The following is a 20,801-nucleotide window of genomic DNA, read 5'->3' as shown; positions in this document are numbered from 1 at the left end:
GGACTCACTTCTCGGGCGTGAACGTGATCGGCATCCGATGGCAGCCGCGCACCTGGGTGGAGTGGAAGATCGGCGGGTCGGACTCCACGAGTCGGTAGTCGGGAATGCGTCGATGGAGTTCTTCGAGTGCGATCGTCAGCTCCAGCCGGCCCAAGTGCGAGCCGAGGCAACGGTGCACTCCCGAACCGAAGGACAGGTGCCGGTTGGGGTTGCGGGTCACGTCGAAGGTATTGGGCGAATCAAAGTAGTCGGGATCGCGATTTGCGGTACACAGCAGGACGATGAGCTGGTCATCCTTGGCCAGCTGCACACCGCCCAGGGTGGTGTCGCAGGCCACGCGGCGGCCGGCGGACACCGCCGCCTCGATACGCAGCACCTCTTCGACGGCTTTGGGCAGAAGAGTCGGGTCGGCGATCAGCAGATCCCGCTGGGCTGGGTTGTTGACGAAGTGCACGACCGACCAGGCCAGCGAGCCCTGCACGGTGTGCAGACCCCCCATCAAGAGCAGGAAGAACATCCGGAACAGCTCTTCGTCGCTGATCAACCGGGTGCCGTCGGGAAGTTCAACCTCGGTGTTGATCAGCTTGGATGTGGCATCGTCGCCGGATTTCCCGCGCCGCTCGGCGATCACAGTGTTGAAGTAGCCTGCGATCGTCATCGCGGCCATCATCATCGCCTGGTCGGACTCTTCCTTGGTACCGCCAGGTTTGCCGAACAGTACCGCGTCGGTGGCTTCGATGAACATCGGCGCATCGGCGATCGGCCAGTCCATCAGGGCCAGAAAGACCTTGGCCGGCAGTTCGCGCGCGAACTCGGTGATGAACTCCGCCTCGCCCCTGCCGGCGAATTTGTCGATGAGGTCGTTGACCACGCCGCGGATGTCGTCGGACAGCCGCTTCATCCGCTGCGGGCTGAACAGCGGTTGCAGCGCGTGGCGGTAGGCGGTGTGCTCCGGCGGGTCGAGCTCCAGCGGGATGAACCGGCCGAAATCGGCAGGTGTCACCAGGTTGTTGGGATAGCTGGAGAACGTCGTGCTATCGGTGAGGACCTGGTGAATCTCCTTGTACCGCGTCACGATCCAGTGCCCACCGTGTGCGGTCGAGTACACCACCGGACCCATCGCGGCCAGCTCGGCCATCTTGTCCTGCATGACATCGACCGGCTCAGCCAGGCTCGGGTCATACACGTCGAAATCCGTCACCAGGTGAGCGGGCACTTTCTCAATCGTCGTCATCTCGGGTCTCCTCGGCAGTCGTCGGATCCGTGGCGGGCCGTCAGGCGACGGGTTGCGGGTTGAGGTCGTCGGGGAACCACATGCCGACGCGGCCCAGGGTCCCGCCGTCGGTGGCGCCGATGACCGCACCGGAGATGTACGCCGAGTCGTCGGAGACCAGGAACAAGGCCACCTTCGCGTTATCCGACAGTGATGGGGGTCGGGCCAGCTTCAGGGGTATCGGCGACACGGTCGGATTCCACGGGCCGGCCGACTCTTCGTAGGACATCCCGACCACCGGTGAACCAGGTGGCATCAGGAAGTTCGGGGACATCCCATGCGTCGGCGCGATCGCGTTGACGCGAATGCCGTAGCGCCCCAGATCCAGACTGAGCCCGCGGACCAAGCCGTTGACCCCGGCCTTGGTGGCACAGTACAGCGAGATGCTCGGGTAGGCGACCAGCGAGGCTGCCGACGAGGTGGCCAGAATGGTCCCGCCACCGTTGGCCTTCAGATGCGGGACCGCGGCCTGGGCGGTGTAGATGACGCCGCTGAGGTTGACGCCCAGGACGTCCTGCCAGTCGGCCTCGGTCAAGTCCTCGAAGGCCACCGGATCCTCGAGACCGAGAGCTGCGGCGCCGCCGCGGGAGACGATCCCGGCGTTCGCCCAGGCGATATCGAGCTTGCCGTAATGCTCCACCGTCTGATCAATCGCCGCGGTGATCTGCGCCTTATCGGACACATCGGCGGTGATGGCGATGGCGTCCCCGCCATCTTCGGTCACCAGCTTGAGAGTCTGTTCGGCACGGTCAGAATCAATGTCGACGATCGCGACCTTGGCACCTTCCGCCGTGAACAGTTGCGAACAGTGCCGACCAAGCCCTGAACCGGCCCCGGTGATGACGGCGACTTTGCCTTCGAGTCTCATCCTTCTCCTCGCACTCAGGGTGAATCGTGGCTCCTGTGACCTGCAACACCCGGCGTCAAACCTTACGCCTATAGGTTTATCGCGTCAATCGTCGTCATCGTCGATGATCAGAGCCAGCTCGGGGCAGCTCGCGACGCCCGCACGCACGGCGACGACCTCATCGGGCCCGACAACGCGCTCCTCAAGGATGCAATAACCTTCGTCGTCGATCGGAAAGACATCGGGCGCAACCGCGTAGCACTGCGCGTGTCCGGCGCACTTCGAACGAACCAGTCGGATCTTCATCAATCAACCCCTCTCACCGGGCAGCGTTAAATCTATTGCCATTAGTTATTGCACATCGTGCACCACCTTCGTAACCTGACCCTCGCGGTCGACGTCTGGAGCGACCGAGGAAGGGAAGGATTGCGTGTCAACGCCCGACGCTCCCCTGGCGGGTTTGCGAATTCTGGATCTCAGCGTGGGACCGGCCGCCCAGACAGCGCGAATCCTGGCCGACCTCGGCGCCGACGTGCTCGCGCTTGAACCGCGAACGGGCTCCCCGTCACGACGAGAAGCGCCGCGCATCGGCAACCAGAGCCTGTCCTTCGCGCTGCGCAACGCCAACAAGCGCAGCGTCGTGCTCGACGCGAACGACGACGGCGACCGAACCCGGTTCCTCGATCTGGCCGCGGGCGCGGATATCGTGATCGACAGCGGAATTCCAGGACAGGCCGCGGAATTCGGCACCTCCTGCGCACGGCTCGCCGATCGGCACGCCCATCTGGTCACCATGTCCATCACCGACTTCGGCACCGCCGGCCCGCGGGCGACGTGGACCGCGTCGGACGCGGTCTTCTATGCGCTGTCTTCGGTCCTGTCCCGCTCCGGACCGCCCGGCGCCGCGCCCGTGCTCCCGCCGGACGGGATCGCGTCAGCGACTGCTGCCGCACAAGCCGCGTGGGCCGTCCTGGTCGCCCACTACCAGCGCCTGCGGACCGGCCGTGGCGACTACCTCGACTTCTCCCGCTACGAAGGAGTGCTCCAAGCACTCGACCCGCCGTTCGGTTCTCACGGCCAGGCCGCGGCGGCGCGCGGCATCAACAACACCCGACGCGATCGGCCCAGGGCACAGGATTCCTACCCCATCTTCGCCTGCCGTGACGGGTGGGTGCGCATCTGCATTCTGGCGCCACGGCAGTGGCGCGCCATGCGTGCCTGGCTGGGCGAGCCCGACCACTTTCACGACCCCCAATACGACACCATCGCCGGGCGCGCGGTCGCGTTCGATCAGATCGGTGCGGCAATCGCGGCGCTGTTCGCTCCGCGTAGCGTGGCTGAGCTGGTCGCCTCGGGTAGCGAACGTGGAGTGCCGATCGCCGGGGTCCTATCACCGCGAGAAGTGCTGGATGCAGAGCACTTTCGCGCTACCAAGGCGTGGACGACAGCCGAACTCGCCGAGGCGGTCACTGTGCCGGTGCCCGACGGGTGCGTCGTGATCGACGGCCGCCGTGCCGGTATTCGATGGCTGGCGCCACCGGCCGGCACGAGCGAGCCCCGATGGCTCGCCGACCGGCCGTCGGTGCCGGTCGAACCGGGCGGCGAGCGGCCGTTGAGCGGGCTCACCATTCTCGATCTGGGCGTGATTGTGGCCGGCGGAGAACTCGGGCGGCTGTTCGGCGACCTGGGCGCCGAGGTGATCAAGGTCGAAAGCCCCACCTACCCCGACGGTTTACGGCAGGGCAGGCCCGGCCAGTCGATCAGCGAATCATTTGCCTGGACCCACCGCAACCAGCACAGTCTCGGCATCGACTTGCGCAGCCCGCGCGGTGCCGAGCTGTTCAGCCAATTGGTCAGCCGGGCCGACGCCGTCTTCGCCAATTTCAAGCCGGGAACACTGGCCTCACTTGGCCTGCCCTACAGCACGCTTCGGCAGTTCAACCCACAGATCGTGCTGACTGAGAGCAGCGCCTACGGTGACACCGGCCCGTGGAGCAGGCGAATGGGGTACGGCCCGCTGGTGCGCTCGTCCACCGGTATCACCCAGCTCTGGCAGGGCCGGGGAGCCCAGGACGGTGTGCATCCCTTCCATGACGCGGTGACCGTGTTCCCCGACCACCTGGTCGCCCGTCTCGCCGCGGTCGCCACACTGGCGGCCCTCATCAGGCGGGACCGCGCCGGCCGTGGTGCGCACATCCACATCTCCCAGGCGGAAACCGCCGTGAGCCTGCTCGACATCGGCTATGCGTCGACATGGGCTCAGCAGGAGGGCACGCCGGTCATCGGTGATCTGGCCGTGCATGGTGTCTATCCATGCCGGGGCGACGACGAATGGTGCGTCATCACGTTGAGCCCGGACGCCGATTGGAACGCCATCGCCTCGACACTCGGACGCGACGAGTTGATGAACGATCCGCGCTTCACGACCGCAGACCGACGTTGGGACTCCCGCGACGAACTCCGTGGAATCGTCGCTGATTACACCTGCTCCCGCTCCCCTGCGGAGGTCGCCGACACCCTCCAGGCACTCGGCGTGCCGGCCGGGCCCATGCATCGTGGCGCAGATGTGCTCACCGATCCCCAGGTGCGCCACCGAAGCCTCTATGCGGAGATGGTGCATCCGGCATTGGATCTCGCGTTACCCACCGAGACTCGCCCATCGTTGTCCCGCCACATCCCGCCCGCCGACCTGCGGCCGGCGCCAACCCTCGGCGAACACACCCGCGAGGTTTGCCGGCGACTGCTCGCTCTGAGCGACGACACGATCGAACAACTCCTTACCGATGGTGTCCTGCACGCCACCCCGACAAGCGAAGGCCAACTGCCATGACCACCAACGGTGACAACGGACTGCTGTTCATCGGCGGCGACTTCCGCCGCGCCTCCGCGACTGTCCCGGTCGTCGAGGCCGCGACCGAGGAGGTGCTCGGCCACGCCGCCTGCGCGAGCCCGGCCGACATCGACGATGCTGTCGCCGCAGCGCACGGGCCGGAGGCGAAAGCCTGGTCAGCCGCCGATGCCCGCGAGCGAGCCCAGGTACTCAAACGCTACGCGGCGGCCCTGCACTCCCGCGCATCTGCGACCGCGACCTTGGTCAGCCGCGAGAACGGCATGCCGATCTCGCTGTCCCGGGACGTCAACGGCGCTTTCCCCGCCGCGCTGGTCGGCTACTACGCCAAACTGGTCGCCAAGGGCGAGACGGAAGAGACCCGACCAGCCCTGATCGGACACACCATCGTTCGGCGCGAGCCGATCGGTGTGGTGGGGGCCATCACCCCGTGGAACTATCCGCAAGCCCTGGCGGTGATGAAACTCGCACCCGCGCTTGCGGCCGGCTGCCCTGTCGTGCTCAAAGCCGCTCCCGAAACCGCCCTGGACTCGCTCGTTTTCGCCGAAGCCGCCGTCGAGGCCGGCCTGCCACCGGGAGTGCTCAGTGTTGTGCCGGGCGATGCGTCCGCCGGCGCCCATCTGGTGACCCACCCCGGCGTCGGCAAGGTGGCATTCACCGGATCCAGTGCGGCCGGACGGCTCATCGGAGCGGCATGCGGTGAGCTCATTCGCCCGGTCACCCTGGAGCTGGGCGGCAAATCGGCAGCCGTCATCCTGGACGACGCCGACGTCGAATCCACCGTCGCCGGCCTGCGGTCGGCATCGTTCGCCAACAACGGGCAGACCTGTCATCTCAGTTCGCGGATTCTCGTACCGCGCTCTCGCTATGGCGAATTCGTCGAGGCGATCGGCGCAATGGTGCGCGGGCTGGTGGTCGGCGACCCAGTCGACGAGCGCACCGAGATCGGGCCGTTGGTCAGCGCCAAACAGCGCGACCGGGTGCTCGGCTACATCGCGGCCGGCAAGGCCAGCGGTGCCCGACTCGTGGCCGGCGGCACCGTGCCGGCAGAGCAGGACCGGGGATGGTTCGTGGCGCCCACCCTATTCGCCGATGTGGACAACGCCGACCGTATTGCCCAAGAGGAGATCTTCGGTCCCGTCGTGGTGATCATCGCCTACCGCGACGACGCAGAAGCCATTGGCATCGCCAACGACTCCGAATTCGGCTTGGCAGGAACGGTCTGGTCTTCGGACACCGATCGGGCGACCGATCTCGCTCGAGCCATCCGCACCGGCTCGGTGGGCGTGAATGGTTACCAGCTCGACATCCGCGCACCGTTCGGCGGGGTGAAGGCCAGCGGGCTGGGCCGCGAACTGGGGCCCGAGGGCCTCGAGTCCTACCAGGTCACCAAGTCGATCTACCGCGTGGGCCAGGCTCCGCCTGACCCGGCGCCATTGCGCTGACTCCTCGAAAAAACTTACGATATTAGATAAATCACTGTCGATGGGAGCACCGATGTCTGGCCCCACTGCTATCGCGCAAGGTGGTGCAGCGAACGCACCCGATGTTTCGACGATCACGGTGCGGCGCCCCGCCGACGGCGAGATCATCGGAACGGTCGCCGATCTCGACGCCGATCAGGTCGCCGCCGTGTGCACCGACCTCCGTCTCGCGCAGCCGGCATGGGAAGCGCTGGGACCGCGAGGCCGCAGTGCTCACCTGCTGCGCTGGCTGGATTGGCTGCTCGACAATGAGGACCGACTGCTGCGGCTGGTTCAGCAGGAGACCGGTAAGTCGTGGGCGGATGCCTCACTCGAGATCTCGGTTGCCGTCGACGTCATCAACTACTTCACCAAGAACGCGGAACGCTTCCTGGCGGATCGGCACGTGAAACCGGCCGGCGCGGCCAACGCGATGCGACGGCTGCGCGTCCAGGTTCGGCCGTATCAGCTCGTGGGCCTGATCACGCCGTGGAACGGCCCACTGGCCGGCCCGATGATGGACGTGGTGGGTGCCTTGGTCGCCGGTGCGGCGGTGGTGTCCAAACCCTCCGAAGTCACCCCGCTGACCTGGACCGAGGTCGTTCGCGGATGGCGTGAGGACATCGGCGCTCCCCCAGTCCTGGCCGCCGCCACCGGCGCAGGGGCCACCGGTGCCGCCGTTGTCGATCACACCGACATGGTGATGTTCACCGGATCGGTACGTACCGGCCGTGCGATCTCCGTGCGCTGCGCCGAACGGCTGATTCCCTGCAGCCTCGAACTCGGTGGCAAGGACGCGTTGATCGTGCTCGCCGATGCCGACCTCCAGCGCGCGGCCGCGGGTGCCGTGTGGGGCGGGATGACCAATTCGGGCCAGGCATGTGTCGGCGTCGAGCGGGTTTATGTCGAGGCGCCGGTGTACGACGAGTTCGTCTCACTGGTCACCGACAAGGTGCGGGCGCTACGCCAAGGCGTCGACGCGCCGGGCAGCTTCGCATGCGATATCGGCACCATGGTGACCGCGTCTCAGGTCGACATCGTGGCCGCACACGTCCAGGACGCCGTCGAGAAGGGCGCCACGGTCCTGGTGGGAGGTAAACGGGGACAAGGCAACAGCTTCGAGCCCACCGTCCTGGTCGACGTCGACCACGGCATGCGCTGTATGCGCGAAGAGACCTTCGGGCCGACACTGGCGATCATGCGGGTAGCCAATGCCGACGAGGCGATCGCATTGGCCAACGACTCGGATTATGGGCTGAGCTCGAGCCTGTGGACCCGCGATCCGGACAAGGCCGACCGCCTTTCGCGGCGGATCGAGGCGGGATCGGTGTCGATCAACAATGCGCTGGTCGCCACCTTCCAGTTCCCGATCCCCATGGGGGGCTGGAAGAACTCCGGGATCGGCACCCGCTTCGGTGGGCCGCAAGGAGTGCTGAAATATTGCCGTCAACAATCGGTCGTCGCCGAACGGTACGCACTGAAATCCGAGCCGCTGTGGTATCCCGTGGTCCCGGCGCGTTCGAGGCTGATCGGTCGCGCGGTGCGACTCCTGGGGGCTCATGACTGGCGACGCCGACTGGGGCTCTCGGGCCCGGGGCGACGCGCAACGGCACAGATCACACCGCCGTGAGACGGGATGTACGAGCGTCGATTACCGCCGCTCTCGGTATAGTGACGCCCATGCGAAGAGCAGCTGGGCGGGCACCTCGCGGGCTCAGGGCTCGCTGAGATGGCACGGCCGTCCAAGCCTCTGATCAGCCGCACGGCCGCCGTCGAGGCATCGATCGAGATCATCGATTCCGAGGGGCTCAACGCCTTCAGCCTGCCCCGACTCGCCGCGCACCTCGGTGTACGGGCACCGTCGCTCTACCACCATTTCGCCGACAAGAACGAGATCCTGACCGCGGTCGCCCGCCATATCGCCGGCAAGTCGGTCATCAAACCGCGGCGCCCGCCCGGCCCGGACTGGCCCGAGTACTTCGTCAGCCTGGCACTGAATTTCCGGCAATCAGTTCTCCGGCACCGCAACGCGGCATCGGTTCTGATCGAGCATCTGCCCCGCGAGACGCTGATCGGCAGCTTCGAAGACGCCGCGCGATTCCTCAACGACTCCGGCGTCCCGGTGCATCTGCATGCGCAGATTCTGGACGGTATGGAGACTCTGTGTGTCGGTGCCGTCCTCACCGAGGCGGTCCGCATGCCACGGGGCCGGACCGCGCTGTTCCCGCCATTCGATCCGGACAGGTACCCCAGCCTCGCCCAGGCGATCAGCGCCAACGATCTGACGGTGAAGGAGCTCTTCGCCGAGCGCATCCGGAGTTTCCTCTACGGTGTGGCCGTCAACGACTCCTACCGGCATGACGCCGAGGAGACATCCGCCTGACACCTGGGCAGCAGCCACAGCCAATACCGCGCCCACGAAATCCCGGTAGCTGTGAGACGCACATCCCGACGAGTACGACCGGACGACCGTCCACCTTCAGGTTCCGAACCCCTCGATATTTTACTCAAAAATAGATTAAACTTTGTCCCGCGCAGCTCCGCACGGCCTCGCCGGTGGCGTGGACGGACGGGGTTAAAAGCTGCTTTGCACCGGATACAACTTGAGGTATCTTTATGAGACGCTATAGCTCTAAATAGCTGCTTGCCTGCTCTCGGCCTTTTCGGTCGGTGAGTGGGAGCCGCGCTCTTGGGGCATTGCGGAATGGACAAATTATAATGTACGTTCTTTGTTGCATGTAATAGAGACCTGCATCACACTGCTGGGAAGTCGAAGGCCACTCCACGATCGGAGGTAAAGATGGGGCAAGTTGCTCCGGCAACGCCTCAGCGAAGCCTGACCCGTGGCGCCGTGTCGTCGGCATTGAAGCCGGCGGCAGCGGTGGGCGGCTTCGTCGCCATGTGCCTCGACACATTCGTGTTGATGTTCAAGCCCCCGTTCGCGTGGCGTGAGTTCCTGTTGCAGAGCTGGTTCGTGGCACGTGTGTCGATCGTGCCGACGATCATGCTGTCGGTACCGTTCACCGTCCTGACGGTGTTCGTCCTGAACATCCTCCTGATCGAGTTCGGGGCCGCCGACTACTCGGGCACCGGTACCGCGCTGGGGGCCATCACCCAGATCGGACCGGTCGTCACCGTGCTCGTGGTGGCCGGCGCCGGTGCCACCGCAATGTGTGCGGACCTGGGGGCCCGAACGATTCGCGAGGAACTCGACGCCCTGCGGGTGCTCGGTATCAACCCGATCCAGTCCCTCGTCGTGCCGCGGGTACTGGCCGCGACCGTGGTCGCCCTGTTGCTGAACTCGATCGTGTCGGTCATCGGCCTGGGCGGTGGCTTCCTCTTCTCGGTCTTCGTCCAGCACGTCACACCGGGAGCGTTCGCCGCCGGGATGACCATCCTGACCGGACCCGTCGAGGTGATCGTCGCCCTGTGCAAGGCAGCGATATTCGGGCTGGCAGCGAGTTTGATCGCCTGTTACAAGGGCATCTCGGTCGGCGGCGGTCCCGCGGGCGTCGGCAACGCGGTCAATGAGACAGTGGTGCTCTCGTTCATGGCGCTGTTCTTCATCAACGTCATCGCGACCGCCATCGGCGTTGAGGCTGCCCAATGACAACGGCCAGACCAAGCAAGCGATTCGGCCGGCTCAGCCGTGCTGCCAAGGGGTTCGGGAAGGGCTGGGATTCCGTCGGACTCCAGATGGCGTTCTACACCAGGACCATCTCCGAGATCCGAAACGCATTCGTACACTACAAACTTGAGATCGTCCGGCTCATCGCACAGATGAGCTTGGGAACGGGCGCGCTGGCCGTCATCGGTGGAACCGTGGTGATCATCGGATTCCTCACGTTGTCGGCGGGAGCGATCATCGCCGTCCAGGGATACAACTCACTGGCCGGCATCGGGGTGGAGGCGCTCACCGGTTTCATCTCGGCCTACGCCAACGTCCGGATCATCGCGCCGGTAGTCGCCGGGATCGGCCTGGCCGCGACGATCGGAGCCGGGGCAACGGCCCAGCTCGGCGCGATGCGCATCAGCGAGGAGATCGACGCTCTCGAAGTCATGGGCATTCGCTCGATCGCCTACCTGGCCTCCACCCGCGTGGTGGCCGGGATCATCGTCGTCATGCCGCTGTACTGCATCGCGGTCCTCGCCTCCTTCTTCGCCGCGAGAATGGGGACCACCTTCGGCTACGGCCAGTCCACCGGCGTCTACGACCACTACTTCAATACGTTCCTGCACTCCACCGATCTGATCTGGTCGTTCTTCCAGGCGGTGATGATCGGGGTCGTCGTGATGCTGGTGCACACGTACTACGGGTATACCGCCACCGGCGGGCCCGCCGGGGTCGGCGAGGCGGTTGGCCGCGCGGTGCGCACGTCACTGATTGCCGCCGCCTTTGTCTCGGTCATCCTCACGCTGTCGGTGTACGGACAGTCCGGCAACTTCGACCTGTCCGGATAACGATGTTCGACGACCGTAGGAACATGCGCATCAAGCCGGCCTGGTGGACAGCCATCCTGCTGGCGCTGGTCGTCTTTCTGGTTCTGATGACCATCACCTTGTTCACCGGCACATTCCGCTCCTTCGTCCCGGTGACCTTGACCTCGGATCGGTCGGGTCTGATCCTGGAATCGGGCGGCAAGGTCAAGATGCGCGGCGTACAGGTCGGCCGCATCGCCTCGGTGACGGGAACCGGCCGCAATGTCACCGTGCGACTGAACATCTATCCGGATGCAGTAGCAGACATTCCGGAGAACGTCGGAGCACAGATCAAGGCCACCACCGCGTTCGGCGCCAAGTACGTCGACTTGATATATCCGGATGACCCTAGTCCGCAACGGCTTTCGGCTGGAACCGTGTTGAAGTCCCGGAATATCAGCACCGAGGTAAATACCGTCTTCGAGAACCTGAGTACGTTCATCACGAAGCTGGACCCGATGAAACTCAACGCCACGCTGACCGCCATCGCCGACGGCGTACGGGGACAGGGTGAGCGGATCGGCCAGGCCACTGTCGATGCCAACCAGGTCCTGCTCGCTATCAACCCGCGGATGGACACCGTCGCCGAGGACTGGCGTGCATTCAAAGGGTTCTCCGACGCCTATGCCGCCGCCGCTTCAGACATCATGAAGATCCTGGACTCGGCCAGCGTCACCAGCACCACGATCACCGACCATGCCGCACAACTGAACACCGCACTGCTCAACAGCATCGGCTTCTCGCAGAGCGGTGCAAATGTGCTCGGCCGCAACGGCAATGACCTGGTGCACCTGATGAACACTCTGGTCCCGACAACCGACCTGCTGCACAAATACGATCCGACCTTCACCTGCACCCTGCAGGGCTCGGTGTGGTTCCTCAACAACGGCGGCCTCGAGGCGATGGGCGGCAATGGCAAGTCGGTGATCCTCGATGCCGCCCTGATGCCGGCTGAAGATCCGTACAAGTATCCGGAGAACCTGCCCATCGTCGCCGCCAAGGGCGGACCCGGCGGCAAGCCTTCGTGCGGATCCCTCCCGGACCCGAGCAAGAACTTCCCCGTACGCCAACTGATTACGAACACCGGTTGGGGCACCGGCCTGGACTGGCGCCCGAACCCGGGCACCGGCAACCCATGGCTGTACAACTGGTTCCCGGTCACCAAGGGCGTGCCGGAACCGCCACGCCCGCACGGGGACGGCGTCCCGGCGATCGGCCCGGTCCCCTATCCCGGCGCACCGCCCTATGGCGCCCCTCTCTACGGCCCCGACGGCACTCCGCTGTATCCGCCAGGACCCGCGTATCCCCCCGGACCCTGATCCGACCCGTCGCGACAGCTGATACCAAGGAGACGCAGGTGCGAGACAACCTGGCAGGCGCCGTGTGGCGACTGGCCATCTTCGTGATGGTCTGCGTCATGGGCATTTTCGCGATCTTCGCGATCTTTGCTCAGCTGCGTTTCCAGGATCAGGACACCTATCGGGCCGAGTTCAGCGATATCACCGGCCTGAAGTCCGGAGCCTTCGTCCGGATCGCCGGTGTGGAAGTCGGCAAGGTGAGCGATATCTCGATCCGCCCCGATACCATTGTCACGGTCGCATTCACCACCGACCGGACGGTGGTCCTGACGCACGGCTCACGCGCGGTCATCCGCTGGGACAACCCGCTGGGCGATCGCTACCTCGAACTCCAAGAGGGCGCAGGCGACACCAAACGGCTCATGCCGGGTCAGACCATTCCGGTGAGTCAGACCGCCCCTTCGGTCGACCTCGACGCGCTCATCGGTGGGTTCCGGCCGTTGTTCCGCGCTCTGGATCCACAGCAGGTCAATGCCCTCACCGGACAACTGATCCAGGCACTGCAGGGACAAGGCGGCACCATCAGTTCGTTCCTCAGCCAAACCGCGCAGTTCACCAGCACACTGGCCGACCGCGACGACCTCATCGGACAAGTCATTCACAATCTGAATGTCGTACTCGGTTCACTTGCCGAGCAGAACGGCCAATTCGACAAAGCCATAGCGGCCACGTCTGAACTCGTGAAGGGCCTATCCGCCCGACGCGACGATCTCACCAACGCGGTCGCCTACACCGATGCCGCGACCGGGTCGATCGCCGACCTGATGTCAGCGGCCCGTCCCCCGTTGCGGGACACCGTCGAACAGACCGACCGGGTCTCGGGCCTGGCGATGGGTGACTACGATTTCCTCGACCATCTCCTGGATACGTTGCCCGACGCCTACCGCGCACTGGCCAGGCAGGGCGTGTATGGCGACTTCTTCAGCTTCTACCTGTGCGATTTGTTCCTCAAGCTGAACGGTAAAGGTGGGCAACCGGTTTACGTCAAGCTCGCCGGCCAGGACAGCGGGAGGTGCACGCCCAAGTGAAGTCGTTCTCGGAACGCAATCCTCTGATTGTCGGGGCTATCGGCGTCACCATCTTCGCCGTCGTCATGGTCGGAGCTCTGCAATACAAGCGCCTGCCCTTTTTCAACAACGGACAGACCTATTCTGCGTACTTCACTGAAACAGGCGGTCTGGCGGTCGACGCCCCGGTACAGATATCCGGATTCAAAATCGGTCAGGTCACCGATCTGGAACTCGACGGCAACCGAGTCCTGGTCACCTTCGAGGTGGACAAGGACATGCCGCTGGGCGACCGTACCGAGGCCGCCATCAAGACCCGCACGCTGCTGGGCTCCAAGATCCTCGAGGTCACCCCGCGCGGTGATGGCAGGCTGTCCGGACCTATCCCGGCGGATCGCACCACACCGCCCTACCAGCTTCCTGATGCGCTCGGTGACGTGGCCACCGCGATCAGCGGATTGGACACCAACCAGCTGTCCGACTCGTTGACCACCCTGGCGGAAACCTTCAAAGACACCCCAGCGGATCTCCAGGTCGCAGTGGCGGGTGTAGCGCGGTTCTCCGACACCCTTGGCAAGCGGGATCAGGAGTTGCGCAGTCTCCTCACCAACGCCAGCAAGGCAACCGCAGTTCTGGCACAACGGAGTTCCGACGTCGCGAGCCTGATCAACGACACCAACGTCCTGCTGGCCACCTTGCAGACCCAGAGTGGGTCGCTCGACGCCATCGCGGGGCACTTGTCGGCGGTCTCCAAACAACTGTCCGGATTCGTCGCCGACAATCGGGGCAAACTGAAGCCCGCGCTCGACAAGCTCAACGGCGTCCTGGCCTTGGTGAACAAGTACAAAGACAACATTCAGCAGTCGTTGAAGATGCTGAATTCGTACGCGATGTCATTCGGGGAGACACTCTCGTCCGGGCCGTTCTTCAAGGCCTATCTCGCTAATCTGCTTCCCGGACAGTTTGTTCAGCCATTCATCGACGCCGCATTCTCCGATCTCGGCGTCGACCCCAATGTGCTGCTGCCGTCGCAGCTGGCTGATCCTCAGGTGGGCCAGCCGGGAACGCCACCCCTGCCGATGCCGTTCCCACGCACCGGTCAGGGCGGCGAACCGCACTTGTCACTTCCGGAAGCCATCACCGGTAATCCAGGTGACCCGCGCTACCCGTATCGTCCACCGCTGCCCGCTCCGCCGCCGGGTGGACCACCACCGGGCCCGCCCGCTGTCGTCGGCCCGCCACCGACGCCGACACCGGTACTCGTCGAGCCAGGGCAGCCATGAACAGACGCAGACTCAAACTCATCGTCTCCGTCGCGCTGGTCCTGACGTTGATTGCTGGTGCCGGACTCCTGCTCAGGTCTACTTTCGAGGCGAATCGCGTTCACCTGACTGCATATTTCGACAACAGCAACGGTGTCTTCCCCGGTGACGAGATTCGGATCCTCGGCGTCCCGGTCGGCAAGATCGATTCCATCGAAGCGCAGCCGCAGGCCGTCAAGGTGGTGTTCTGGGTCGACAAGAAGTACAAGGTTCCTGCTGATGTCCAGGCGGCGATCTTGGCGCCGTCCCTGGTGACGGCGCGGGCGATTCAGCTCACGCCCGCCTACACCAGCGGTCCCGTGATCAAGCCGGGGGCGGTGATTCCGCTGAACCGGACGCTCGTGCCGGTCGAATGGGACGATCTGCGCGAACAGCTCGAAAAGCTGACGCAGACATTGCAGCCCAGCGAGCCGGGTGGGGTGAGCCCGCTGGGCTCCTTCCTCGACACCACCGCGGACAACCTGCGGGGCCAGGGTGCCGACATCCGGCAGGCCATCATCAAGATGTCCGAGGCGTTCTCGGCGCTCGGCGACCACAGCAAGGACATCTTCGGGACCATCAAGAGCTTGTCGACTCTCGTCACCGCGCTGCAAGCCAGCACCGATGTGATGCGACAGCTCAACGGCAATCTCGCGGCGGTCAGCGGTCTTGTCGCCAACTCCCCCAATGAAATCGGTAGTGCTGTCGGCGACCTCAACACCGCTGTGACGGACGTCAGAGCGTTTCTCACCGAGAACACCGATGCGATCGGGACAACCTCGGACGAGCTGGCGGTCCTGGCTGGAGCACTCGGCGAAAGTCGGGACGAGATCCAGCAGTTCCTGCACATCGGGCCAACAACGGTGCAGAACCTCTCCAACATCTACCAGCCCGCACAGAACGCGCTCACCGGCATTCTCGCCTTAAACAACTTCGCCAATCCGGTGTCGTTCCTGTGCAGTGCGGTGCAGGCGGCCTCTCGGCTCGGTGCCGAGCAATCGGCCAAACTCTGTGTGCAATATCTCGCACCGATCATGAAAAACCGCCAGTTCAACTTCCTGCCGTTCGGGCTCAATCCGTTTGTTGGTGCGACCGCACGCCCCAACGAGTTGACCTACAGCGAAGATTGGCTGCGCCCCGACTATCGGCCGATGCCGCCGCCAGACAGCCCAGCACCCGGGACCAACCCACCACCTGCGGACGCTCCAGCTCCCTTGCCGGCAGAAGCCGTTCCGACGAACCCGGATGCCGGGTTGAGCGGCATGATGACTCCACCCGGGGGTGGATCGTGAGGCGCCCCGGCACCACGATCGTCGCGGCTCTCGTGATCTCCCTGTCGGCCGCAACCCTGTCAGGATGCTCCGAGTGGGAGGGAGCGAACTCCCTGCCGCTGCCGGGCACCGCAGGCAACGGCCCAGGCTCGTTCGAGGTACGCGCCCAGATGCCGGATGTGACCAATATCGAACGTAATCAACGTGTTCGCGTCGGTGATGTGACCGTAGGGCACATCACCAAGATCGAACGTCAGGGTTGGCATGCACTGGTGACGATGCGTCTCGACGGCGATGTCGATCTGCCGGCGAACGCCACCGCCAAGGTCGGCATGACGAGCCTGCTCGGCACGCTCCACGTCGAGTTGGCCGCCCCGACGAACCAACCACCACGCGGGCACCTGCACGACGGATCGTTGATTCCGCTGTCCTCAGCCGGTAGCTACCCCACCACTGAACAAACCCTCGGCTCGTTGTCACTGTTGTTGAACGGCGGCGGGATCGGGCAGCTGCAGGACATCACCAAGGCCTTCGCGACGGCGTTCACCGGGCGAGCTGACGAACTCCGCAGTTTCATCACCCAGCTCGACATTTTCGTGGGCAAACTGCGGGACCAGACCACCGACATCATCGCGGCGAATACCAGCCTCAACAAGCTGGTCGGGCAGATCGCCGCACAGAAACCGGTACTGGACAATGCCTTACACACCATCCCGGATGCTCTCGCCGAACTGAACAGGCAGCGCGACACACTCATCGAGGCTATCGACAAGTTCGGAAAGTTCAGCGCCGTGGCCGCCGATGTCACGCACCAGTCCCGCGACAGCCTGGTGGCCAACCTGCGGAACATCGCGCCGGTGCTGAAGTCCCTTGCCGATGCCGGCCCAGATATGACCCGGTCACTGGGCCAATTGGCAACGTTCCCGTGGCCCAAGGAAAATCTGCTCAATTGGTTCCGCGGCGACTACGCCAATCTGACCGCGATCGTCGATTTGACGCTGAGCCGAATCGACTCATCGATCTTCACCGGCACCCGATGGGAGGGCGATCTCACCGAGCTCGAGATGCAGTGGGGTCGCACGATCGGACAGATGCCCAGCCCCTACACCGCCGGCAATCCGCTGGTAGCGCCCTACCACCTCGACCAGGGACCGTAGATGCACCTTTCCAGAGGCATCAAGATCCAATTGGCGATCTTCAGCATCGTGAGCCTGATCGCCGCGCTGATCATGGTGTTCGTCTATATCAAACTGCCGGTCATGCTGTTTGGCGTCGGCCGCTACACCGTCACTGTGGATCTGCCCCGCTCCGGGGGCCTGTACGCCACGGGCAACGTGACCTATCGCGGCGTCGAGGTCGGCCGCATCGACAGTGTGAAGATCACGCCTGACGGTGTCGCGGCCACGCTGTCCCTCAATTCCGGTGTCGATATCCCATCCGACGTCAAGGCCGAGGTGCACAGCGTCTCGGCGGTCGGCGAGCAGTATGTCGCCCTGATACCGCGCAGCGACAAAGGTGCACCGCTCAAGGACGGCGATGTGATCCCGATGGCGGACACCTCGGTTCCACCGGATATCAACAGCCTGCTCGACTCGGCGAACTCCGGGCTGGAAGCAATTCCCGGCGACTCGCTGACCACGGTGATCGATGAAAGTTACACAGCTGTCGGTGGTTTGGGACCCGAGCTGTCCCGAATCGTCAAGGGTTCGACAGCACTGGCCATCGACGCCCGCCAGAACTTGGATTCCCTCACGACTCTCATCGACGGCGCGAAGCCAGTATTGGACACCCAAAGCGAGACGTCCGGGTCAATCGAGGCGTGGGCCGCGCAGGTCGCCGACATCACCGGCCAACTCAAGACCCAGAACCACGCTGTCGCTGATCTCATCGACAACGCCGGACCGGCTGCAGCGCAGGGACAACAGCTATTCGACCGACTCGACCCCACCCTGCCGACGATTCTGACCAACCTGTCCGGTATTGCCGACGTGGCCCTGACCTACAACGAAAGCGTTGAACAGCTACTCGTGCTGGTGCCCCAGACCGTCTCGGAGGTGGCCAGCCTCGCGGTGCCCAATTACAACACAAAGCAGGCGATGCGGGGGCTCTTTCTGAGCTTCAACCTCAACATCAACATTCCACCGGCATGCACTACCGGGTATATGCCGACCCAGCAGCAGCGAACCCCCGACCAACTCGACTTCCCCGAGCGCCAACCAGGCGAGATGTACTGCCGCACCGCGCAGGATGCCACGTTCGGCGTTCGAGGCGTGAAGAACACCCCGTGCCCGACCAAACCCGGTAAGCGGGCCCCGACGGCAAAGATGTGCGAAAGCGACGAGCAATACGTTCCGCTGAACGACGGTGAGAACTGGAAGGGCGATCCGAACGCCACACTGTCGGGCCAGGCCATTCCCCAACCACGCACTGGGAGCGCTCCGGTACCGCCGCAGCCGGCTCCGCAGTCGATCAACGCGGTCCCTTATGATCCCGCTACCGGCACTTACATCGGTCCTGACGGAAAGCCCTACACCCAAAGTAATCTCGGACAGAATGCACCGCAGCATCAGACCTGGCAGTCGATGCTGACCCCACCCGCGGGTTAGCCCGAACGCGGAGCAGGAAACAAGCCGGTGGCCAGCAACCGATCAGCGGCCCGCAGGCCCGTCGTGGTGGCGTATTCGATGTTCTGCATGCACTGCGAGTCACCGGCGAGCTGGACCCGGTGGTCCGACCGGCACGATGCGCGGAAGCGGCCGAGGTCGCGGTAGCACCCGACCGTGTTGAACTCCTGCCGCCACCGGGTGACGCGGGTGAATTCGGCGTGTGCGGCAAGGCCGGGGACCACGTCGTCGACAGCAGCGAGAACGGTGGCACTGATCTCGTCGTCGTGATCGTCGCGATGGTCTTCGCTCCAGGAATCCAGCAGGGCGAGGGTCAGCAGGCCCTTGTTGGCCGGTGCACGGCCAGGCGCCTTGTGGTGATCGAACAGGATTCCGGTGAGGAACGGGTGCGAACTGCGAGGTACCTGGATATAGGTCGTCTCCTGCGGCGGCCGGGCACCCAAGCCGATGTTGACGACCATCACATGGCCATTGCGGACCCGCATCAGAAAGTCGCGACGCCAATCGTTCATCGCGACAACGATCTTGGCTGTCACCTCGGCCGGCGTCGCGACGACACATCCCGCTGCGGAGTCGATGTGGTCCAGCCTGTTGGCATCTGTCCAGGACACCGTTACCCCATCGGGCCCTTCCTCGACCTCATGGACATCGGCGTTTGCCACGCACTCGAAACCCCGCGAGAGCCGTTCGGGGAACGAGGCCATCCCGTCGCGGAAGCCCAGGAGACCGGCACCCGCGAACAGCGTGATGATCGCCAGGAAATCGACGCGGGACGCGGTGTCACCGCTGGTCGCGAAGATGCCCCGCATCGTGGCGTCGGTCAGGTACTCCTGCAGCTCGGCACTGAGATGGGCACGCGCCCAATCATTGAGTGACTGAGTGTCATAGCGACCCGCCGTCGGCATCCGGTCGTAGGTGGCGACCCGCGCCCGTGCCAGTTCCGGTAGCAATTTGGCGAGTTCGGCCTTGCCGCGCACCGACAGCAAGCCCGTGCCGATGATCGACCGGACCAGGCGGGTGCCGTCGAGATCGTGGACAACACCGTCACGTGCGGTGCTCAGGACGAACCGTCCCGGAACCAGCTCGTCGGCCATGCCGATCTCGGCTGCCAATGCCCGCAAGGTGCGGTAGCTACTCGGGATGAAGAAGGCGCCGTCGTCGATGACGTATCCATCCCGGCGAGTCGTCGACATCTTTCCGCCGATCCGCCCGCTCGACTCGAGCAGACGGACCGCCAGTCCGGACCGGGTCAATCGGTGTGCGGCAGCCAGTCCCGAGGGCCCGCCGCCAACGACGATGACATCGGTCACCGCTTGAACGCGTCGATGATCTGGAGGTAGCAGTCCTCGGACTCTTCGGCGGTGAACGGCGGTACATAGGACGTGTGCAGCGCCAGATGTGGAAGGTCCTTGTAGCGCTCGAGTTTCTGCCGGCACTCCTCGGGCGTGCCCGAGATGGAAAACAGCTCGACCAGCTCTTCGGGAGTGTCCTCGAACGCCGCCGGCCCCTTCTGCATCATCGACACCCGCAATTCGTTGACGAGGTCGAGCACGCCCTCGATCTCGGCGACGACATCCGACACCGGGTGCGCGATATAGAAACCGACATGCTTCTTCGCCCGAGCCATCGCGATCTCGCGATCGGGGTGGACACAGCAGATGATCTCGCAGGACAGATCGAGATTGTCCGCGTCCCGCCCGGCCGAACGGGCACCCTCGGTGACGTTCGGCAGGACGACCTGCTCGAAGAACTTCGGTGTGTACAGGTAGCCCACCCAGCCATCAGCCTTGGCACCGACCAACTTCAGCAGGTTCGGCCGCATCCCGGCGACCAGGATCGGTATCTGCCGGGTCGGCGGTTCACGCAGGCCCCAAGGGTTGATCGGCGGCGCCGCGAACTGGTAGTGCTTGCCTTCGAAGTTGCTGGCCGGCTCCCCTCCCAGGTAGTCCCAGGACCTGCGAAGCACTTCGACGTACTCGCTGAGGCGACCGATCGGCGTCTTGAAGTCAGTGGAATGGAAAGCGCCCAAGAACTCGGGGACACCAGTACCGAGGCCCAATTTCATTCGGCCGCCGGATAGTTCGTCGACATCGGCCGCGGCGTTGGCCGCTTCGAACGGGGAGCGGGTGAAGGCCGTGGCCAAGCCGGTGCACAATTCGGCGCGTTCGGTGACCATGGCCGAGGTGGCGAGCATCAGAAACGGGTTGCGGTAGAGCTCGTAAGTCCAGATGGATTCGAAGCCGGCGTCGTCGGCCATCTTCGCGTAGTCCGGTATCCGCTCGAGGGGGGCGGTCCGGCTCGGCATGGTGATTCCGAGTTTCATGTCAACA

The 20,801-nt window shown here is 64.5% G+C and carries 17 protein-coding genes; 12 read left to right on the top strand and 5 right to left on the bottom strand.

All coding sequences use genetic code 11. The annotated features are described in order from the left end of the window. Positions 1-4 precede the first annotated feature (4 nt). The 3 genes from ORI27_RS06440 to ORI27_RS06430 form a co-directional block, all read right to left on the bottom strand. A complete protein-coding gene (locus tag ORI27_RS06440; RefSeq protein WP_265995935.1) occupies positions 5-1,234 on the bottom strand; it encodes a cytochrome P450 in 1,230 nt (409 codons plus the stop codon). A gap of 40 nt (positions 1,235-1,274) precedes the next feature. Further along, positions 1,275-2,141 carry an SDR family NAD(P)-dependent oxidoreductase gene (locus ORI27_RS06435; protein WP_265995937.1) on the bottom strand — a complete coding sequence of 289 codons (867 nt, stop codon included), beginning with the start codon at positions 2,139-2,141 and terminating at the stop codon, positions 1,275-1,277. A gap of 84 nt (positions 2,142-2,225) precedes the next feature. Next, positions 2,226-2,426 (bottom strand): ferredoxin, encoded by a 201-nt coding sequence (locus tag ORI27_RS06430; protein WP_265995938.1) that lies wholly within the window; start codon positions 2,424-2,426, stop codon positions 2,226-2,228. Positions 2,427-2,550: 124 nt separating this feature from the next. Between ORI27_RS06430 and ORI27_RS06425 the strand changes: the two genes are divergently transcribed. The 12 genes from ORI27_RS06425 (at position 2,551) to ORI27_RS06370 (ending at position 18,453) form a co-directional block, all read left to right on the top strand. Further along, a complete protein-coding gene (locus ORI27_RS06425; RefSeq protein WP_265995939.1) occupies positions 2,551-4,950 on the top strand; it encodes a CaiB/BaiF CoA-transferase family protein in 2,400 nt (799 codons plus the stop codon). Beyond that, positions 4,947-6,413, top strand: a complete 1,467-nt coding sequence (locus ORI27_RS06420; protein ID WP_265995940.1) for an aldehyde dehydrogenase — start codon at positions 4,947-4,949, stop codon at positions 6,411-6,413. Before ORI27_RS06425 ends, ORI27_RS06420 begins: the two co-directional genes overlap by 4 nt. Before the next feature lie 52 nt (positions 6,414-6,465). Beyond that, complete coding sequence (locus ORI27_RS06415) at positions 6,466-8,061, top strand: aldehyde dehydrogenase family protein (protein WP_265995941.1); 1,596 nt, start codon at positions 6,466-6,468, stop codon at positions 8,059-8,061. Positions 8,062-8,160: 99 nt separating this feature from the next. After that, the gene (locus ORI27_RS06410; protein WP_265995942.1) at positions 8,161-8,814 is read left to right on the top strand and encodes a TetR family transcriptional regulator; all 654 of its coding nucleotides are present in this window, start codon (positions 8,161-8,163) and stop codon (positions 8,812-8,814) included. 417 nt (positions 8,815-9,231) lie between these two features. Beyond that, positions 9,232-10,041, top strand: a complete 810-nt coding sequence (locus ORI27_RS06405; protein ID WP_407666239.1) for an MlaE family ABC transporter permease — start codon at positions 9,232-9,234, stop codon at positions 10,039-10,041. After that, on the top strand, positions 10,038-10,892 hold the full coding sequence (locus tag ORI27_RS06400) for an ABC transporter permease (RefSeq protein ID WP_265995943.1): 855 nt from the start codon (positions 10,038-10,040) through the stop codon (positions 10,890-10,892). The genes ORI27_RS06405 and ORI27_RS06400 overlap by 4 nt, the downstream gene beginning before the upstream one ends. Before the next feature lie 23 nt (positions 10,893-10,915). Further along, positions 10,916-12,229, top strand: coding sequence for an MCE family protein (locus ORI27_RS06395; RefSeq protein ID WP_265995944.1), 1,314 nt, complete (start codon positions 10,916-10,918; stop codon positions 12,227-12,229). 38 nt (positions 12,230-12,267) lie between these two features. Beyond that, positions 12,268-13,296 carry an MCE family protein gene (locus ORI27_RS06390; RefSeq protein ID WP_265995945.1) on the top strand — a complete coding sequence of 343 codons (1,029 nt, stop codon included), beginning with the start codon at positions 12,268-12,270 and terminating at the stop codon, positions 13,294-13,296. Further along, positions 13,293-14,558 (top strand): MCE family protein, encoded by a 1,266-nt coding sequence (locus ORI27_RS06385; protein ID WP_265995946.1) that lies wholly within the window; start codon positions 13,293-13,295, stop codon positions 14,556-14,558. The genes ORI27_RS06390 and ORI27_RS06385 overlap by 4 nt, the downstream gene beginning before the upstream one ends. After that, positions 14,555-15,868: an MCE family protein gene (locus ORI27_RS06380; RefSeq protein ID WP_265995947.1), complete on the top strand. Its 1,314-nt coding sequence runs from the start codon at positions 14,555-14,557 to the stop codon at positions 15,866-15,868. Before ORI27_RS06385 ends, ORI27_RS06380 begins: the two co-directional genes overlap by 4 nt. Next, positions 15,865-17,004, top strand: coding sequence for an MCE family protein (locus tag ORI27_RS06375; protein ID WP_323055568.1), 1,140 nt, complete (start codon positions 15,865-15,867; stop codon positions 17,002-17,004). Before ORI27_RS06380 ends, ORI27_RS06375 begins: the two co-directional genes overlap by 4 nt. Then, positions 17,005-18,453 (top strand): MCE family protein, encoded by a 1,449-nt coding sequence (locus ORI27_RS06370; RefSeq protein ID WP_265995948.1) that lies wholly within the window; start codon positions 17,005-17,007, stop codon positions 18,451-18,453. Here the strand turns inward: ORI27_RS06370 and ORI27_RS06365 are convergent. Together ORI27_RS06365 and ORI27_RS06360 are read right to left on the bottom strand one after the other, a co-directional pair. Then, positions 18,450-19,781 (bottom strand): protoporphyrinogen/coproporphyrinogen oxidase, encoded by a 1,332-nt coding sequence (locus ORI27_RS06365; RefSeq protein WP_265995949.1) that lies wholly within the window; start codon positions 19,779-19,781, stop codon positions 18,450-18,452. The two genes, ORI27_RS06370 and ORI27_RS06365, sit on opposite strands and share 4 nt — an antisense overlap. Continuing rightward, positions 19,778-20,794: an LLM class flavin-dependent oxidoreductase gene (locus tag ORI27_RS06360; protein ID WP_265995950.1), complete on the bottom strand. Its 1,017-nt coding sequence runs from the start codon at positions 20,792-20,794 to the stop codon at positions 19,778-19,780. Before ORI27_RS06360 ends, ORI27_RS06365 begins: the two co-directional genes overlap by 4 nt. Between the last annotated feature and the right edge of the window lie 7 nt (positions 20,795-20,801).

Source organism: Mycobacterium pinniadriaticum (assembly GCF_026242045.1).
In the GTDB taxonomy this organism is placed as follows: Bacteria; Actinomycetota; Actinomycetes; order Mycobacteriales; family Mycobacteriaceae; genus Mycobacterium; species Mycobacterium pinniadriaticum.
This window is presented reverse-complemented; position numbering and strand designations above follow the sequence as displayed.

Excerpts from the sequence above, each read along its gene's own strand:
- ORI27_RS06440 (WP_265995935.1), bottom strand. The coding sequence starts at position 1,234 with ATGACGACGATTGAGAAAGTGCCCGCTCACCTGGTGACGGATTTCGAC.
- ORI27_RS06435 (WP_265995937.1), bottom strand. The coding sequence starts at position 2,141 with ATGAGACTCGAAGGCAAAGTCGCCGTCATCACCGGGGCCGGTTCAGGG.
- ORI27_RS06430 (WP_265995938.1), bottom strand. The coding sequence starts at position 2,426 with ATGAAGATCCGACTGGTTCGTTCGAAGTGCGCCGGACACGCGCAGTGC.
- ORI27_RS06420 (WP_265995940.1), top strand. The coding sequence starts at position 4,947 with ATGACCACCAACGGTGACAACGGACTGCTGTTCATCGGCGGCGACTTC.
- ORI27_RS06415 (WP_265995941.1), top strand. The coding sequence starts at position 6,466 with ATGTCTGGCCCCACTGCTATCGCGCAAGGTGGTGCAGCGAACGCACCC.
- ORI27_RS06410 (WP_265995942.1), top strand. The coding sequence starts at position 8,161 with ATGGCACGGCCGTCCAAGCCTCTGATCAGCCGCACGGCCGCCGTCGAG.
- ORI27_RS06405 (WP_407666239.1), top strand. The coding sequence starts at position 9,232 with ATGGGGCAAGTTGCTCCGGCAACGCCTCAGCGAAGCCTGACCCGTGGC.
- ORI27_RS06400 (WP_265995943.1), top strand. The coding sequence starts at position 10,038 with ATGACAACGGCCAGACCAAGCAAGCGATTCGGCCGGCTCAGCCGTGCT.
- ORI27_RS06395 (WP_265995944.1), top strand. The coding sequence starts at position 10,916 with ATGCGCATCAAGCCGGCCTGGTGGACAGCCATCCTGCTGGCGCTGGTC.
- ORI27_RS06380 (WP_265995947.1), top strand. The coding sequence starts at position 14,555 with ATGAACAGACGCAGACTCAAACTCATCGTCTCCGTCGCGCTGGTCCTG.
- ORI27_RS06370 (WP_265995948.1), top strand. The coding sequence starts at position 17,005 with ATGCACCTTTCCAGAGGCATCAAGATCCAATTGGCGATCTTCAGCATC.
- ORI27_RS06360 (WP_265995950.1), bottom strand. The coding sequence starts at position 20,794 with ATGAAACTCGGAATCACCATGCCGAGCCGGACCGCCCCCCTCGAGCGG.